Genomic DNA, 17,193 nt, shown 5'->3' with positions numbered 1-17,193 from the left:
TCCGAGGTGGAGGGATATGGCCCTTACAGTGAGTCAGGTGGCGCGTCTGGCGAAGGTCAGCGTCCGCGCGTTGCACCACTATGACGAGATTGGCCTGCTGAGCCCTTCGGAGCGCAGCGAGGCCGGTTATCGGCTGTACACCCAGGCGGACCTGCAGCGGTTGCAGCAGGTGCTCTTCTTCCGGGAGCTGGAGTTCCCGCTCGAGGAGATTCGCCGCATCCTGGGAGAGCCCTCCTTCGACCTGCGTTCGGCCCTGCTGATGCAACGGCAGTTGCTGTCGGAGCGGTCCGCACGGCTGGACGCACTCTTGAGCGCCGTGGACGCGGCGCTCGATGCGCTGGAGAAGGGAAGGCACATGGACCAGGAGAAGATGTTCGAGGCGTTCGGCGACTTCGACCCGGCGAAGCACGAGGCCGAGGTGAAGGAGCGCTGGGGCGACACGGAGGCCTACGCGGAATCCGCGCGCAGGACGAAGCGCTACACGAAGCAGGACTGGAAGGTCATCAAGGATGAGATGGACGGCCTCCAGAAGGCGCTGGCGGAGCTGCTCGGCGCGGGCCGCGCGCCCACGGACGTGGCGGCCATGGACCTGGTCGAGGCGTGGCGGCAGCACATCTCGAAGTGGTTCTACCCGTGCTCGTACGCCATGCACCGCGGGCTGGGCGAGATGTACGTGAGCGACCACCGCTTCACGGAGAACATCGACCGTGCACGGCCGGGGCTCGCGCGTTTCACCCGCGACGCCATCATCGCCAACGCGGAACGGCACGGAGCGTAGGCCGGGCCCGTCGCGGCGTCAGGCGCGTGTCGCCGCGGCGGGCCGCCTGCCGTCTACCGGAACCCCATGCGGCGCAGCATGACGGCGCGGATGGAGGGAATCCGGAAGCGGTAGATGAGCGCGTCCGCGAAGTAGTGCGCGAGCACCACCGCGAAGCTCAGCGACGTCAGCGCCCGCATCACCGGATGGGCGCGCACGAGGTCCGCCTGCTGGACGGACACGCCGAACAGGCCGCCCTCCTGGAGCACGCCGTGCACCACGCCGAGGGCGAGCAGGGGGAGCATGCTCGCCACCATCACCGGGACGATGAGCGCACGGGAGACGCGGGAGGTGTCACCCGGGCGCGGCTCCAGCATGCGCGCGGTGAGCACGTAGTACTCCAGGCCGTGCATGCCGGGCAGCATGACGAAGCCCCACGCGGGCGCCACCAGCGCGAGCCCCGTCGCCGTGGCCATGGCCAGCAGGTAGAGCACCTTCGGTCCGCTCCGCGGGCCCGCGCTCAGCACGGACCGGAAGAGCAGCACGAAGTAGCCCATCCACACCGCCAGCAGCAGACCCAGCGTCTCGCGCGGGAGCACCGCGCCCTGGCCCACGTCGAGCCAGGCGGTGGCGTCAGGGCCCGGGGCGTCGGCTACGAAGAAGATGCGCACCAACAGCAGCGTCAGCATCAGCGGCACGTAGCGCTTCTGCAACTCGCGCTCGCGCGAGGAGGGCGGCGGCAGTCCGGCGTCACCTTCGCGCAGCCCGTGCAGCGACCAGATGCCCCGGTGCTGGGACAGCGTGTGGTGCAGGCCGAAGACGTTGAAGATGACGGCCACCAGGTACATGTGCGCGGTGCGGTCCGCGTAGAAGCTGAAGAAGAGGCCCGTGCAGACCGCGAGCATGCCCATCGCGCCCGCGAGTACCTGCCGGGGCTGGCCCGGTGCCGACGTCAGCACGTCGCGGTGCACGGCGAAGAGCAGGAAGGTGAGCACCACGTGCGTGGCATTGCCCAGCAGGTTCTGCGCGGTCCACCCGGCCAGCCGCTGCGCGCTGTCGGCCGAGGACTCGGACAGGGCGCTGAAGGCGGCCACGCCCAGCGCGAGCGCCAGGGGCAGGGTGATGATCAGCAGATCCGCCCGGGCGGAGAAGAGCCACAGGCCCCGGAAGGCAAGGGTGCCGGGCCGCGCGGCGGGGCGCATGGGGGCCGGTGATTCCCTGGAGGCGGACAGGGGCGGCGCGGCGATGGCGGTCGGGCTCTGCGGGATCATGAGGTCCCTGACTATAGCGCGTTCCGTGGGGGCGCGGCCGCCCCAGGCCGCCGTCCCCCCAGGAATTCCAGGCGGTTGGCCCGGCCTCGGGAGGCCTGTGCGACATGCCGCAACCTTCGGCCGCCCGGGTGCGATAATCCCCGCAACGGTTCATCCATTTCGAGGGGGAAGTCATGTCCATCAACGGTATCGGCAGGGGTCGCGGCACCACGGCTCCCCCGACAGTCCGCTCGCCGGACGTCGAGGAGCGGCCGGCCCAGTCCCGCACCACCAACACCCCGGCCAGGACGGGCACGCCTTCCACCAGCGCCTTCGACAAGCCCAAGGCGGACTACCGCAAGCTCGGCACCCGTGAGCCGGCCCCCGGTGATGCCGGCAAGGCCGGTGCCGCCGCCGGCGCCGCGGCGACGCAGGCCGCCCAGGACGCCAAGCGCCTCCAGGACATCAAGACCCTCCTCGCGGACTCGCCCACCGGCGCCGCCGCGGTGAAGTACCTGGAGGACAAGAAGATCAAGGTCGAGTTCGCCAACGGCGGCGGCTCGTACTGGGACGGGAACAAGATTGTCATCGACCGCTCCCGCCCGATGGAGCGCAACGCGCTCTCGCTGGTCCACGAAATCAACCACGCCAAGGCCAGCATCGACGGGCCCAAGGCGGACATCGTCAAGGACACGCGCGCGGACTACGTGAAGAAGATGCTCGACGAGGAGGTGCGCGGCACCGTCGACAGCATCAAGGCGAAGAACGAGCTGGTCGCCAAGGGCAAGTCCATCTCCGCCACGTACCCGCTGGAGTCCCAGTACAACGCCGCCTACAAGAAGGCCGTGGACGACGCGAAGAAGGCCAACCCCAAGGCCACCGAGGCCGAACTGAAGAAGATTGGCGAGAAGGCCGGCTACGAGCGCGTCCTCAAGGGCTTCAAGGATGGCGAGGTGACGACCAGCACCACGGGCGTCAAGTACCCGGACTACTACGGCCAGGCCTGGGACAAGGCCCACCCGAAGAAGTGAGACGGCGGGCATTCACCGCGGGCCTGATGGCCCTGAACATGCTCTACTGCGCCCACGCCCCAGCGGGGAGTGGGCCTCGTGAGGATGAGATGGTGATTGCCAAGACCGAGACGCTGCTGCGCATTGCCCAGGTCGACCCGGTGCACGCCGACACCATGTCCCGGCAGCCGACCACGTTCACCACGCAGCCCCTGAGCTTCTACGGCCGCTTCCACCTGCTCACCGCCGACGTGATGCTGCCGCACCGTCCCATCCAGTTCCGCTACGTGGATGATGGCAAGCAGGTGGTCGTGCTCGGCGGCACGGAAGAGGACATCTACAAGGTCAACGAGAAGGAGTCGCTCTCGCTCGAGGCCTCGCAGGTGCCGGAGTACGTGCGCTTCTTCATCAACAACACCGGTGGCACCGGGCGGCGCGTGGTGGAGAAGCCCGCGGACATGCCCTGGCGGGGCGATGTGGACACCGCGCCCGAGCTGGCCACGAAGAAGGCCGAGGCCAGCGCCCGGCTGAAGCCCGTACGCGTCACTCCGGGTGCCGACGGCTTCCAGGCGGTGGCGCTCGTGCTCGAGGACGACGTCCTCCAGGAGCTCACCCTGCAGGTCGGCAAGGACGGCCACGTGGACACCACGCGCTCCCAGGTGGTGCTCACCTCGCTGCCGGTGCCCGTTACCTTCTAGGTCCTCCGTGCTAAGACGGGCCCGTTCATGGAAGGCCGCCTGCTGCTGAAGAACTGCGCCGTGTTCCGCGCGGACGGACGAGTCCGCACCGGCATGGCCGTGGTGGTGGAGGGCAACACCATCCGTCGCGTGGCACCCGACGCCCAGGTGCCGGTGCTGCCCGGTGACTGGGAGGTGGCGTGCCGGGGTCGGCTCGTCGCGCCCGGGCTCGTGGACTGCCACTCGCACCTCGTCAACGGACAGCTCCTGCCGCCCACCGGGCACTTCCTGATGCTGTCCCCGCCCGAGCGGCTGGAGCGGATGGTGCGTGTGTCGCGGCTGCTCACCAGCGAGGACGTGGAGGCCCTCACGCGCTTCGCCGCGGCCCGCGCGCTGCGCGACGGCGTCACGCTGGTGGTGGAGCACCTGTCCTGCCAGGACGCGGCCGGAGGCCTCGCCGCCCAGGCTCGCGCGGCGGAGGACGTGGGCCTGAGGCTCGTCACGAGCCACTCCACGCACAGCCTTGATGGCGCGCCGCAGGCGGAGGCGTGGCTCCAGGCCAACGCGGACTTCGTGCGCGAGCGCCGCGAGCACCCGCTGGTGCGCGGGGCGCTGGGCTTCCATGCCTCGTACACGTGTGACCACTCGCTGCTCACCCGCGTGGCGCGGCTGAGCCGGGAGCTGGACGCGCCCACCGTCTTCCACCTCGCGGAGAGCGAGGAGGACCTCACCACCACGTACTCGCGGCACAGTCAGCGCGTGGTGCCCCGGTTGAATGCGCTGGGGTTGCTCAACTCACGCGCCATCGCCGCCTATGCGCGCACGCTGGACAGCGGCGAGGTCGCACGCCTGGAGGAGAGCGGTGCCTTCGTGGCGCTCGCTCCCCGGGGCGTGCGGACGCTGGAGCGCGGCTCGGACCCGATGGAGGCGGTGCTGTCTCGCGTGCACCTGGTGGGCCTGGGCACGGGCGGCCACGGCACGCTTCAGGAGGAGTTGCTGGCCGCGCTCGTGGCCGTGCTGCGCATCGCCCGCGCGGGGCGGCTGCCGGACGTGGACGGCTCGCTGGCGCACCTGCTCATCAACGGCCCCGCGGAGCTGTGCACGCGGCTGTTCGGCCTGCCGTCGGGCAACGTGGAGGAGGGGAGCATCGCGGACCTCGTCGTCTACGACGCGGTGCCCCCGGCGGACCCGGAGACGGGCTACTCGCCGCACCTGCTCGGGCAGATGTCCCGCTCGCCGGTGGCGTGGACGGTGGTGGATGGCCGCGTCTGCGTGCGCGAGGGGCAGTTGCTCGGCCACGACTACGTCGAGCTGTCCCGCGCCGCGACGGAGGCGCTGCACCGCGTGTGGACGCGCGCGCGGCTGGGGAGCTGAATGTCGTCCTCGCTGGTGGACACCCTGCGCGTCTCGCGCGAGCGGCGCGGGCCGCTCTTGTCGGACGCGCGCACCACCGCCTTCCGCGTGCTGAATGGCGAGTCGGACGGCGTCCCCGACGTGACGGCGGATGTGTTCGAAGGGCTGTATGTCATCAGCCTCTACCGCGACTTCACGTCCGAGGAGGAAGCGCGCCTGCTCGACGCGGCGGTGGCCGCCTGGGCTCCGCGCGGCGTGTACCTCAAGCGCCGGCCTCGCGAGGCGCGCGTGCTGGCCAACGTGGCGAAGGAGTCGCTCGCGCCCGAGGTGCCCGCGCGGGGGGAGGCGGTGGAGTCCCTCACCGCGAAGGAGAATGGCCTGTCGTTCCTCATCCGCCCCGCCCAGGGGCTGTCGGTGGGGCTGTACCTGGACATGCGCGACACGCGCGCGTGGCTCCAGGAGCGGGCGCGCGGCCTCACGGTGCTCAACCTCTTCGCGTACACGTGTGCCTTCGGCGTGGTGGCCACCGCGAGCGGCGCGAAGCGGGCGCTCAACATCGACGCCAGCCGCCGCGTGCTGGAGTGGGGCGAGGAGAACGCGCGCCTCAACGGCCAGCCGGTGGACCGCTACGACTACGTGGCCGGGGACGTGTTCGACTGGCTCAAGCGCCTGGCGAAGAAGGGCGAGACGTTCGACGTCGTCATCTCCGATCCGCCGTCCTTCTCCACCACGCGCACCGCGCGCTTCTCCGCCGCGCGCGACTATGCCCGGCTGGCCGAGGCCGCCGCGCGCCTGGTGTCCCCGGGGGGCCGGCTGGTCGCCTGCTGCAACCATGCGGGCCTGCCCTCGCGACGCTTCGAGACGATGGTGGCGGAGGGCGTGGCGCTCGCGGGACGGAAGGGGAAGGCGGTGGGCTCGCTCGGTCCCTCGGCAATCGACTTCCCGTCCCCGCCCGGTCAGGAACCTGCCCTGAAGGTCCACGTGGTGGAACTTCGTTAGCGCCATGAGGCCCGGCGCGGGTAATGTCGCCGCGTCATGGCTCCCGCGGCACAGCAGCAGCGAGACACCTCCCGCTTCGGCAGGTACCGGCTCATCGACCGCATCGCCGTGGGTGGCATGGCGGAAATCTTCCTCGCGCACCAGTCGCACGAGGACGGGCGCGAGTCGCCCGTCGTCATCAAGCGCATCCGCCCGCACCTCTCCAAGCATGCGGCCTTCGTGAAGATGTTCCTCAACGAGGCCCGGCTCGCCGCGCAGCTCAACCACCCCAACGTCGTGCAGATTCACGACCTGGGGAAGATCGCGGAGAGCTACTTCATCGCCATGGAGTACGTGGCCGGGCGCGACATGCGCCGGGTGGTACCCAAGGCGGAGGCGCTCGGGATTCCCTTCCCGCTGGTGTACGCGGTGAAGATTGCCTCGCAGGTCTGCGCGGGCCTGCACCACGCGCACACCAAGGTGGACCTGTACGGCAACCCGCTCAACATCGTCCACCGCGACGTGTCGCCGGAGAATGTCGTCGTCGCCTTCGACGGCTCGGTGAAGATTCTCGACTTCGGCATCGCCAAGGCCGCCAACCAGGTGGAGCAGACGCGCACCGGCGAAATCAAGGGCAAGCTCAGCTACATGAGCCCGGAGCAGTGCCTGGGCAAGCCGCTCGACTGCCGCAGCGACATCTTCTCCCTCGGTGTCGTGCTCTACGAGTGGCTCACCGGCTTCAAGCTCTTCACCGGTGAGTCGGAAGTCGCGGTCATGCGCAGCATCACCGAGGGCAAAATCTACGCGCCCTCGTACTTCCGCGAAGATTTGCCCGAGCGCCTGGAAGTCATCCTGATGAAGGCGCTGGAGCGCGACAGGGACAAGCGCTACCAGACGGCCGCGCAGATGCAGAAGGACCTGGACACCTTCCTGGACGCGTACGAATTCACGCCCACGCCGCTGCACCTGTCCAACTTCCTCAAGCAGCTCTTCGAGGAGGAATTGCAGGAGGAGCAGCGGCGCATGCAGGTGCGCTCGGCGGCGGCGCCCACGTCGGAAGAGGCGCTGGAATTGTCGGAGGTGGTGGCCGCGCTCGACACGGAGAAGGGCGCACCCGCGCCGGAGCCCGTCGCGCCCGTGAGCGCGAGTGAGGACCACACCGAGCCGCGCATGGTGGCGGTGCCGCTCAGCCCCGCCGCGTACGAGGCGCTGGAGGCGGTGTCCCGCCGCAACGGCGTCGCCATGGGACGCCTCGTGTCCGAGCTGCTCGAGTCCTGGCTGAAGTACCGCTGACCCATGCCCCGGCTGAAGCTGACGCTCGAGTACGAGGGGACGCGCTACGTGGGCTGGCAGGTGCAGCCCAATGGCCCGTCGCTGCAGTCCGCGCTGGAGGACGGGCTGGCCCGGTTGCTGGGTGAGCGGGTGTCCGTCGCCTCCGCGGGGCGCACCGACGCGGGCGTCCACGCCACCGGGCAGGTGGCCTGCTTCGACACCGAGCGCGTGCTGCCGATGAAGGCCTACAGGATGGGCCTCAACAGCCTGCTGCCGGAGGACCTCGCGGTGGTGGACGCGGTGGAGGTGCCCGGGGACTTCGACCCGCGGCGCTGGTCCCGGGGCAAGCGCTACCGCTACCGGCTCAGCAACCGCCGCACGCGCTCGCCGCTGCGCAGGACGACGCACTGGGAGGTATTCGCCCCGCTGGACGTGGAGGCCATGCGGCGCGCGGCGACGCACCTCCTGGGCCGGCATGACTTCTCCGCCTTCCGCGCGTCGGACTGCCAGGCGAAGCATGCCATCCGCGAGGTGCGGAGCCTGCGGGTGGAGGGCGAGGCCGGGGACGCCGTGTCCTTCGTGGTGGAGGGCACCGCCTTCCTCAAGCACATGGTGCGCAACCTGGTGGGGACGCTGGTGGAGGTGGGGAAGGGGCGCAGGCCGGAGGCGTGGGTGGCGGAGGTGCTGGCCTCTCGCGAGAGGAAGCGCGCCGGGCCCACCGCGCCGCCGCAGGGGCTGGTGCTGGAGGAGGTCTTCTACGGGGACGGCCCGCCTCCTCGGACGCCGGGGGGCGCGCCGGACGCGGACGAGGACGAGGGCTGAACTGGAGTAGGCTGCCGGCCGTGAGCTCCAAAACGAGTGCCCTCGAACCGCTGCGCGTCCGCGTCCGCCGCTTCCAGTTCATCGTGGGACTGGGGTTCCTCTCGCTCGTCGCCGGCTCGGTGCTGAGCGTGGCGCTGACGCTGCGGCTGAGCGTCCGCGTGCAGGCGCTGCCGCTCGGGTTGCTGCGGGTGGTGATGGCGGTGCTGCTGGAGAACCTCTGGGTGCTCGTGGTGCTGCCGGCGCTCTGCTACGCCGCCGCGCGGGTGATGGAGTTGAAGCCCTGGAGCACGGGCGCGGGCGCGGCCGTGTCCGGCGCGGTCTTCGTCCTGGCGCTCAACTACGTCCAGAGCGGGACGGAAGGGCTGTGGCTGGGCGGCATGGGCTCGGTGCTGAACGTGGTGGCCTTCGCCGCGGGGGTGGGGCTCAGTGCCCGCGCGGTGATGCTGGGCCGGGCCGCCGCCGCGCAGCAGTCCAGCAAGGCGCAGGAGAAGGCCGAGGAGCGCAAGTCCGAGTACGACGAGTTCCTCCGTGCGGCCGAAGCGGGCGGGGCTCGGCTGGAGCAGCGCGAGGTGGAGGCGCGGCAGGCCGAGGCTGGTGCGGCACCACCGGAGCAGCGCGAGGCGGAGTCGCGGCAGGCCGAGGCTCCCGACGCGGCCGCCTCGCCTGACACGAGCAAGCTGCCGGCGGCCTGAGCCGGGCTCGGCTCCCCGCGGGGCGTCCGGGGGAGCGTCATCGCAAGAAGGTCCGCGGCGGTGTCCTCACCGCCGAGGCGGCGTCACTGGACGCTGATGCGTCCCGGGGCTCCGCTGGTGCCCGTGGTGGTGTGGCAGGAGGCGCAGGCGCCGGTGCTCTGGGGCGAGCTCATGGCGCGCTCGGTTCCATTCGCGGTGATGCGGGCCGTGTAGGGGAACGCGAAGCCCTGCGCATCTCCGGCCCGGAGGAAGAAGTTGCCCGAGGCATTCGTGGCCAACGTGTAGGTCTTCTTCTGGGCGTCCGTGATGACCACCTGGGCGCCCTCGACGCCCGCGCAGTCGTCCGCGTCGTGCGCGGCGGCACTCACCGTGCCCGCCACCACGAAGTGCGGGCCCTCGCCCCGCTCGGTGTGGCACTTGATGCAGTCGCCTCCGGGATGCATCAGGGGGGACTCGCTGTCCCCGCCCGTCCACTTCTTTCCCGTGGAGCACTCGGAGGTGCTCACGGGCTCGAGGCTGCCTCCCTCTCCACAGCCCGCGTACAGGCTTCCGAGAATGAGACACAGGACGGCGGTCGACGGACGGCGAAGGTGCATGGATGGACCTCTTGTGAGGGGTTTTGACAAGAGAATGTTTGTTATTGCATCTGTCAATATCGGTCTCGCGAGCGCAGTCATTACGGCAGCTTGCGGCGAAGAGCCGCCGCCGGCCCGGAGGCGCGTGTCTGGCATTTATGAGAATTCATTCATGAGTGTTTCAAGATGTCCTGGCGTCGCGCCGCTACGGTGCCCGCCATGGTGGTCGTCCTGACAGCAATCGTGCTTGCCGCCTCGCCCGCGCCCGCTCGGCTGACCTTCGCCGAGGCGCTCGCGCGAGTGGAGCATGCGCCCCTTCCTTCCGCTGCCGTCCGCGCGCTGGAGTCCAAGCGCGCCGCGGACGCACGTCTCTCGTCGCTCGCGAACCCCCAGCTCGTCGTGGAGCCCGGCTGGCGGCGCTCGGAGGCCGCGGGGAGCGGCCTGGACCTGCGCGTCGGCGTGGCGCAGTCCTTCAACCTCGCGGGGCACGCCGCCGTGCGCGCGGAGGCCGCGCGGCTGGAGACGGAAGCCCTCTCCGCGGAGGCCCGGTCGCTGCTGCTGGCCCGGAGACTGACGGTGGCGGAGGCCTGGCTCCTGCTGTGGGCCGCCGAGCAGGCCCAGGCGCACGCCGCCGAGGAGGTTCGGCTCGCCGGTGAGTTGCTGAGGGCCGTGGAGTCCGCCGCGGCGCTCGGTGCGGCCACGGCGCTGGACACCGCGGAGGCCACCACCTACGTCGCCGAGGCCCGGCTGGCGGAGCTGGATGCGCAGGGCCGGGTGGCCGAGCTCCGTGCCGCCCTCTCCCGGCAGGTGGGAGGACCCGCGACGGGGCCTGTCTCCGCGTCGGGCCCGCTGCCCGAGGTGGCACTGCCAGCGGAGTCGCGGTGGCCGGAGCTGCTGGGGCGCGCGGAGTTGCTGCCGGAGGTGTCGTCGCGCCTGTCCCAGGCCCGCGCCGAGCGTGCCAGGGCCGAAGAGGTACGGGCCGCGAGGGGCCTGCAGCTCCAGCTCGGCGTCGCGGCCCTGCGGGAGTACGACGGCGCGGTGGGCGGTGTGGCCACCGTGGGCTTCACACCGCCCCTATTCGACCGCGCCGAGCGCGAGCGCGGCACCCTGCTGGCCAGCGCCACGTGGATGGAGGGCGAGGCCGCGGACGCCGCCACCACCGCCGGGGCGGACCTGGTGCTCGCCTTCCACGAGGTGGAGCACTCGCACGAGGTGGTGGAGGTGCTTCGCGACACGCTGCTGCCCGGCGCGGAGAAGGCCGCGCATCTGGCGGAGCTGCTCTTCCGCGCGGGCGACGCCACCGTCCTCGAGGTGGTCCGCCTGCGCCGCTCACTCGTCACCGCCCGCGTCCGTCTGGGGCATGCGCTGGCCGGAGAGGCCCTGGCGCGCGTGCGGGCCCGCTTCCTCGTCGATGCGCTCGGCGAGCCTTCTTCGGGAGGTCCCACGCCATGAGAGTCGTCCTGCTGTCCGCCGTCCTGCTGCTGGGGATGGTGCCGGGTTGTTCCACGCCGTCGGATACCGGGGCCGCACGGCCCGTGGCGCCCCGGCCCAGCTCGGCCTCGTCCTGGGTGCGGCCTCGTCCCGCGCGGGGCGTGCCGCTGGCGGAGGCGCCCGCACGCGTGCTGCCGGCTCCCGGAGGCACGGCCGTCATCGGTGTCCCCCTGCGCGCGAGCGTGGCCCGCCTCGCCGTCCGCCCGGGCCAGCGGGTGAAACAGGGCGAGGTGCTGCTGGAGGTCCGCATGCCCGAGGCCGTGGAGGCGGCGGGCCGCTTCCTGGCCGCGTCCCTGCGGCGCGAGGCGTACACGAAGCGGCGCGAGCAACTGCTGGCGCTCCAGGCACAGGGCATGGCGCGGCTGGCCGAGCTCTCCGAGGCGGAGACGCGAGTCGCCGAGGCCCAGGCGGAGGCCCAGGCCGCGCTGGCGCTGCTGGCGGTGGCGGGGCTGGGCGCGGGGGACGCGGCCGCCGTGGCGCGTGGGGGGACCGTCCCGCTGCGCAGCCCCGTGGCGGGCATCGTCACCGAGGTGTCCGGGGAGCTGGGCGAGACGCGTGAGGGGGGCGGCGCGCCGTGGGCGCGGGTGACGGGCGAGGGCGAGGCCCTGCTCGAGGCCCGCTTCACCCGGACGCTCCCCTCCGATGCGCGCTTCGAGCTCGTCCTCCCGGGCGAGCCGCCCCTGCTCCTGCGCGAGGTGGGCCGCTCGCCCGCCGTGGACGCGCGGGATGGCACCACCGCCGCGTGGTTCGTTCCCGAGGCGCCCCGCCCGCTGCCGGCGGGCCTCACCGGCACGGTGCGGGTGCGCGCGGAGGGCCTGCCGGGCGTCCTCGTGGTGCCGTCCCGGGCGCTGCTGCTGGAGGCGGGCCGGGCCGAGCTGCTGGTGCGCGACGCGGAGGGCTTCCGCCGCCAGCCGGTGGACGTGGTGGTGACGTCCGGCGCGGACGCGCTGGTGCGAGGGGCCGATGGGGCGGACGCGGTGGCCGCGGACGCGGAGGCCCTGCTCGCCTCCGTGAGCGCCGGTGACGAGGAGGGCACACGATGATTGCCCGGCTCGTGGAGGCCAGTGTCCGGCACCGGGGCCTGGTGCTGGCGGCGACGGCGGTGCTCGCGCTGGTGGCGTGTGGGGTGGCGTGGCGGTTGGAGCTGGACGCGCTGCCGGACATCACCACCAACCAGGTGCTCGTCCTCACGCGCGCGCCCGGGCTGACGCCCGAGGAGGTGGAGCGGCTCGTCTCCCGTCCCATCGAAACGGCGCTGAGCGGCATCCCCGGTCTCGTCGAGCACCGGAGCCTGTCTCGCTACGGCATCTCCTCCGTCACCGCCGTCTTCGAGGATGGGGTGGACCCGTACCGTGCGCGCCAGGGCGTGCAGGAGCGGCTCACCGGACTGGCGTCCCGCCTGCCCCCGGGCGTGGAGGCACCGGAGCTCGGGCCCCTCACCGGCGGCCTGGGCGAAGTGTTCCACTTCACGCTGGGCTCGCCGGAGCGCACACCCGCGGAGCTGCGCGAGCTGGCAGAGCTGCGCGTGGCCCCGCTGCTGCGTGGGGTGCCCGGCGTGGTGGAGGTGAACAGTTGGGGCGGGCAGCAGCGCACGCTGGAGGTGAGGGCGGACCCGGCGAAGCTGGCCGCGCGTGGGCTGACACTCGCCGACGTGCGCGAGGCGCTGGAGGGGGCCTCGGGCGCGGTGCCGGGCGCGAGCCTCGCGGCGGGAGACCGGCAGGTGCTGGTGCGCGCGGTGGCGCTGCCTCCGGGCCCCAGCGAGCTGGGAGGCGCGGTGGTGCGCACGCCGGGCGGTGGCCACGTGCGCGTGGCGGACCTGGCGGACGTGGCTCCGGGCGCGCTGCCGCGCATCGGCACGGCGACGGCCAACGGCCGCGGCGAGACAGTCTACGTCATGGTGCAGATGCTCCGTGGCGCCAACGCGCTGGAGGTGGTGGAGGCCCTGCACGCGCGCATGGCGGACGTGAGGGCGGTGCTGCCCGCGGACGTGCGGGTGGACCTCGTCTATGACCGGGGCGTGCTGGTGCGCGGCACCCTGCGCACGGTGGCGAAGAACCTGGTCGAGGGGGGCCTGCTGGTGGTGCTGGTGCTGCTGGCCCTGCTGGGACGCTTCCGGGCGGGGCTGTTGGTGGCCTCGGTGATTCCGCTGTCCATGCTGGGGGCCAGCGTGGGCATGGTGCTGCTGGGCATTCCCGGCAACCTGATGAGCCTGGGCGCCATCGACTTCGGCCTGCTGGTGGATGGCGCGGTGGTGATGGTGGAGGGCGTCTTCCACCACGTGGGGCACTCCCGTCAGCCCCTCTCGGAAGAGGCCTGGCGCCGGAGGCTGGGCGAGGTGATGGCGTCGATGTCCCGGCCCGTCTTCTTCTCCGTGCTCATCATCATGCTCGTCTACGTGCCGGTGCTGTCGCTGACGGGCGCGGACGGGAAGATGTTCCGGCCCATGGCGCTGACGGTGATGCTGGCGCTGGCCACCTCGCTGCTGCTGGCGCTCACCTTCATCCCCGCCGCGGCGAGCGTGGTGCTGCGGCCCCGGGACATTCCCGAGCGTGAGCCCTGGCTGGTGCGCGCCGTGGAGCGTGCCTACCGTCCCCTGCTGGAGCCGGCGCTGCGGCATCCGGCTTGGGTGGCCGGCGGCGCGGCCATGCTGCTCGCCCTGGGCGTCTTCCTGTACCTGCGCGCGGGCACCGAGTTCGCGCCGCGGCTGAACGAGGGGGACCTGGTGGTGCAGACGACGCGCGCGGGCGACATCCGGCTGGAGGCCGCGGCGCGCGAGGCGGGACGGCTGGAGGCGGCGCTCCTGGGGCACGTACCGGAGGTGACGCAGGTGGTGTCGCGCGTGGGCAGCCCCGCGGTGGCCACGGACATCATGGGCCTGGAGCAGGCGGACGTCTTCGTCACCCTGAAGCCTCGCGAGCAGTGGCGCGCGGGCCTGACGCCGGAGGCGCTGGTGGAGGACCTGCGGCGTGCGCTGGACGCACGGGCCCCGGGCGGCGAGCCCTCCTTCACCCAGCCCATCCAGATGCGCTTCAACGAGCTGCTGGGCGGCTCCGTCACCGACGTGGCGGTGAGCCTCTACGGCGAGGACCTGGGCACGCTCCGCGCGCTGGCCGGGGAGGTGGCCTCGCTCGTGGCGGGCGAGCGGGGCGCGGTGGACGTGCGCGTGCTGGCGCCGCCCGAGGTGTCGCTGTTGGAGGTGGAGCCCCGCCCGCTGGACGCGGCGCGCGCGGGCTTCTCCGTGAGGCAGGTGCTGGAGGCGGTGCAGGCGGTGCGCACCGGGCTGGAGGTGGGCGCCACGTACGACGGCGCGGTGCGGCTGCCCATCGTCCTGCGGCTCGGCGCGGACGCGGAGGCCTTCTCGCTGGAGGACCTGCCGCTGCCGTCCGCCTCGGGAGGGCTGGTGCCGCTGTCCCGCGTGGCGGACGTGCGCCTGACGGCCGCGCCCAGCATGGTGAGCCGCCAGGACGGGCAGCGCCGGCTGGTGGTGGGCTTCAACGTGCGGGGCGCGGACCTGGGGACGGTGGTGGCCGGGGCCCGGGCGCGGGTGGAGGACGCGCTCCGACTGCCGGACGGCTACCGGCTCGTCTGGGGAGGCCAGTATGAGACGTTGACGGCGGCGGCCCGGCGGCTTTCGCTGGTGATTCCCGCCGTGGGGGTCCTCATCGTGACGGTGCTCGTCCTCGCCTTCGGTCGGCTGCGGCCCGCCCTCATCATCTTCACGCACGTGCCCTTCGCGTGCGTGGGCGGCGTGCTCGCGCTGTCGCTGCGCGGCATGCCCGTCTCCATCTCCGCGGCCATCGGGTTCATCGCCCTGTCCGGCATCGCCGTGCTCAACGGCGTGGTGTGGGTGTCGCGGCTGTTGCAGCACGAGTCGGCGGGGATGCCGGTGACGGAGGCGGTGCGGCTCACCGCGCGCGAGCGGCTGCGCCCCGTGCTGATGACGGCGCTGGTGGCGGCCCTGGGCTTCGTGCCCATGATGCTGGCGCGGGGCGTGGGGGCGGAGGTGCAGCGGCCCCTCGCCACCGTGGTGGTGGGCGGGCTGGTGACGTCCACGCTGCTCACCCTGGGCGTGTTGCCCTCGCTCTACCCCTGGCTGTCCCGCCGGGGGAGTCGTGGCGCGCCGCTGCTCGCCGCGCCGGAGGTCTCCGCGTGAAGCTGCTGCTGGTGGAGGACGAGGAGCGCATGGCACGCCTGCTGAGCCGCGGGCTGTCCGAGGCGGGCCACCACGTGGACGTGTGCGAGCGGGGCGAGGACGCGCTCCAGCAGGCGGTGGACGTGGCGTACGACTGCGTGGTGCTGGACTGGAACCTGCCGGACCTGGACGGGCTGGCGGTGCTGCGGCGCTGGCGGGAGCGGGGGCTGCGCACACCGGTGATGCTGCTCACCGCGCGCGGCACGGTGGGCGAGAAGGTGGCGGGCCTGCGTGCCGGCGCGGACGACTACCTGGCCAAGCCCTTCGCCTTCGAGGAGCTGCTCGCCCGGCTGGAAGCGCTGCACCGCCGGGGCGACGCGGGCTCGCCGCAATGGCTGGTGGGGCCGCTGGTGCTGGACTCACGCAGGAGGGTGCTGCGGCACGGCGACCAGGAGCAGCCGCTCACCGGGCGTGAGTTCGCGCTCTTCTCGGAGCTGTCCGGACACGCGGGCGAGGTGCGGGCCCGCTCGGAGCTGCTGGCGGCCGTGTGGGGCGACAACTTCGACGGGCCGCCCAACATCGTGGACGTGTACGTCGGCTACCTGCGCGGAAAGCTGGAGCGGCTGGGGGTGAAAGGGGCGGTGTCCATCCAGGTGGTGCGCGGGGTGGGCTTCCGGCTGGTGGTGGGAGGCGCGAAGTGAGACTGGCCACGCGGCTGTGGCTGCTGGGCGCGGCCGTGCCCGTGCTGGGGGTGGTGCTGGCGCTGGCGCTGGCGGAGCACGTCTTCGAGGTGTGGCTGTCGCGCGTGGTGGACCAGGCCCTGCTGTCGCAGGCGGCCGCGGAGGCGGTGAGCCTCTTCGACGGGCCCGATGGGGCGCCACACCTGCACCTGGAGCACTCGCCGCTCACGGACGTGGTGCGCGCCTTCGCCCCGGTGGCGGAGGTGTACGGCCCGGACGGGCGGCGCGTGCTCGCCTTCCCGGCCACCGCGGCCGCGGCCTCGGAGCGGCTCGTGCCTCCGCCCGAGGACGTGCCTCCACACCTGGAGACGGTGCGCGAGGCGGGCGTGCCAATGCGCAGGCTGACGGTGCGCGTGGTGTCTCCCGTGGGCGTGCCGCACCTCCTGCGGCTGTCCGCGTCGCTGGCGTGGCAGGAGGCCGCGCTCCGTGCCTTCCAAGGCATCACCCTGGGGCTGGCCACGCTGCTGGGGCTCGTCTTCTTCGGCCTGCAGACGTGGCAGGCGCGTTGGCTGGAGCGGCGGCTCAAGCACCTGCGGGGCCTCATTGCCCGGCTGCGCGAGGGAGGCCTGCCCGCCGGCACGGTGATGGAAGGAGCCGCGCGGGACGAGGTGGCGGAGGTGGAGGCCGCGCTGCGCGAGGCCGCGAGCCGGCTGGGCGCCGCGCGCGAGGCGCAGGAGCATCTCATCGCCCGGGCCGCGCACGAGCTGCGTACGCCGCTGGCCCTCATGCGCACGCACCTGGACCTGGCGCTGTGGAAGGAGCGTGACGCGGCCGAGCTGCGCACGTCGCTGGAGGAGACGCGCCGCGAGGTGGAGCGCCTGTCCACGCTGGCGGGCAACCTGCTGGACCTGGCCTCCTTCGGCCGGGGCACGTGGGAAGTCCAACGCGCGGACCTGGGCGTGTTGCTGGAGGACGCCTCCGCGGCGGCGCGCGCGCAGGCGGAGGAGCGGGGCGTCTGGGTGACGGTGGACACGCCAGGGCCCGCTCCGTGTGTGCTCCACGCCAGCTCCGTGCGGCAGGCGTTGGACAACCTGCTGGCCAACGCACTGCGCTTCGCTCCAAGAGGCACTGAAATCACCCTGCGCGCCGAGCGGCGGGGCTCCCTCTGGCGCGTGTCCGTCAGGGACAGGGGGCCTGGCATCCCCGTGGAGCACCGCGAGAAGGTCTTCGCGCCCTTCCACCGTGTCAGCGCCTCGGGGCCGGGTACGGGGCTGGGACTGGCCGTGGTGGAGGAGGTGGTCCGCCGCCACGGTGGCCGCGCCTACGTGGCGGACACGCAGGGCCCCGGTGCCGAGCTGGTGCTGGAGCTGCCCGAGGCAGGGCCCGCGACCGTCTCCGCTCCGACGCCTTCGTAGCCCCGCTTCCCGTGGGCTGGCGGACGGAGGCGTCGTCCCAATGGGCCGGCCGACTCCCCGGGGTGGCGCCATCCGATATTCTCCGGGCG

At 72.6% G+C, this 17,193-nt stretch carries 15 protein-coding genes; 13 read left to right on the top strand and 2 right to left on the bottom strand.

Annotated elements, in window-relative coordinates:
• Positions 1–16 precede the first annotated feature (16 nt).
• Positions 17–778 carry a MerR family transcriptional regulator gene (locus ACVTJA_RS36970; RefSeq protein WP_465827117.1) on the top strand — a complete coding sequence of 254 codons (762 nt, stop codon included), beginning with the start codon at positions 17–19 and terminating at the stop codon, positions 776–778.
• Positions 779–831: 53 nt separating this feature from the next.
• Here the strand turns inward: ACVTJA_RS36970 and ACVTJA_RS36965 are convergent, their stop codons facing one another.
• The gene (locus ACVTJA_RS36965; protein WP_465827113.1) at positions 832–1,959 is read right to left on the bottom strand and encodes a hypothetical protein; all 1,128 of its coding nucleotides are present in this window, start codon (positions 1,957–1,959) and stop codon (positions 832–834) included.
• A 242-nt stretch (positions 1,960–2,201) separates the two neighbouring features.
• On the opposite strand from ACVTJA_RS36965, the gene ACVTJA_RS36960 reads away from it, so the two are divergent.
• From ACVTJA_RS36960 to ACVTJA_RS36930, 7 genes are all read left to right on the top strand, one after another.
• Positions 2,202–3,038 (top strand): hypothetical protein, encoded by an 837-nt coding sequence (locus tag ACVTJA_RS36960; RefSeq protein WP_465827110.1) that lies wholly within the window; start codon positions 2,202–2,204, stop codon positions 3,036–3,038.
• 89 nt (positions 3,039–3,127) lie between these two features.
• Positions 3,128–3,715 carry a hypothetical protein gene (locus ACVTJA_RS36955; protein WP_465827108.1) on the top strand — a complete coding sequence of 196 codons (588 nt, stop codon included), beginning with the start codon at positions 3,128–3,130 and terminating at the stop codon, positions 3,713–3,715.
• 27 nt (positions 3,716–3,742) lie between these two features.
• Positions 3,743–5,068, top strand: coding sequence for an amidohydrolase family protein (locus ACVTJA_RS36950; RefSeq protein WP_465827105.1), 1,326 nt, complete (start codon positions 3,743–3,745; stop codon positions 5,066–5,068).
• Complete coding sequence (locus ACVTJA_RS36945) at positions 5,069–6,046, top strand: class I SAM-dependent rRNA methyltransferase (RefSeq protein ID WP_465827103.1); 978 nt, start codon at positions 5,069–5,071, stop codon at positions 6,044–6,046.
• Positions 6,047–6,082: 36 nt separating this feature from the next.
• Positions 6,083–7,318 carry a serine/threonine protein kinase gene (locus tag ACVTJA_RS36940; RefSeq protein WP_465827098.1) on the top strand — a complete coding sequence of 412 codons (1,236 nt, stop codon included), beginning with the start codon at positions 6,083–6,085 and terminating at the stop codon, positions 7,316–7,318.
• Between the two features lie 3 nt (positions 7,319–7,321).
• Positions 7,322–8,119, top strand: coding sequence for a tRNA pseudouridine(38-40) synthase TruA (gene truA, locus ACVTJA_RS36935; protein WP_465827094.1), 798 nt, complete (start codon positions 7,322–7,324; stop codon positions 8,117–8,119).
• Between the two features lie 20 nt (positions 8,120–8,139).
• A complete protein-coding gene (locus tag ACVTJA_RS36930; protein ID WP_465827091.1) occupies positions 8,140–8,811 on the top strand; it encodes a hypothetical protein in 672 nt (223 codons plus the stop codon).
• An 83-nt stretch (positions 8,812–8,894) separates the two neighbouring features.
• Here ACVTJA_RS36930 and ACVTJA_RS36925 read toward each other — a convergent pair whose 3' ends face one another.
• Entirely contained in the window at positions 8,895–9,407 is a 513-nt protein-coding gene (locus ACVTJA_RS36925) for a hypothetical protein (RefSeq protein ID WP_465827089.1), read from the bottom strand.
• Positions 9,408–9,572: 165 nt separating this feature from the next.
• Between ACVTJA_RS36925 and ACVTJA_RS36920 the strand changes: the two genes are divergently transcribed.
• The 5 genes from ACVTJA_RS36920 to ACVTJA_RS36900 are packed head-to-tail and all read left to right on the top strand — an operon-like array spanning position 9,573 to position 17,104.
• A complete protein-coding gene (locus tag ACVTJA_RS36920) occupies positions 9,573–10,838 on the top strand; it encodes a TolC family protein (protein WP_465827086.1) in 1,266 nt (421 codons plus the stop codon).
• The gene (locus tag ACVTJA_RS36915) at positions 10,835–11,920 is read left to right on the top strand and encodes an efflux RND transporter periplasmic adaptor subunit (RefSeq protein WP_465827084.1); all 1,086 of its coding nucleotides are present in this window, start codon (positions 10,835–10,837) and stop codon (positions 11,918–11,920) included. Before ACVTJA_RS36920 ends, ACVTJA_RS36915 begins: the two co-directional genes overlap by 4 nt.
• Positions 11,917–15,030 (top strand): efflux RND transporter permease subunit, encoded by a 3,114-nt coding sequence (locus ACVTJA_RS36910; RefSeq protein WP_465827081.1) that lies wholly within the window; start codon positions 11,917–11,919, stop codon positions 15,028–15,030. Before ACVTJA_RS36915 ends, ACVTJA_RS36910 begins: the two co-directional genes overlap by 4 nt.
• Positions 15,027–15,710, top strand: a complete 684-nt coding sequence (locus ACVTJA_RS36905; protein ID WP_465827079.1) for a response regulator transcription factor — start codon at positions 15,027–15,029, stop codon at positions 15,708–15,710. Before ACVTJA_RS36910 ends, ACVTJA_RS36905 begins: the two co-directional genes overlap by 4 nt.
• On the top strand, positions 15,707–17,104 hold the full coding sequence (locus ACVTJA_RS36900) for a sensor histidine kinase (protein WP_465827078.1): 1,398 nt from the start codon (positions 15,707–15,709) through the stop codon (positions 17,102–17,104). The genes ACVTJA_RS36905 and ACVTJA_RS36900 overlap by 4 nt, the downstream gene beginning before the upstream one ends.
• Positions 17,105–17,193: the final 89 nt, after the last annotated feature.

The organism is Pyxidicoccus sp. M6, assembly GCF_055568925.1.
This window is presented reverse-complemented; position numbering and strand designations above follow the sequence as displayed.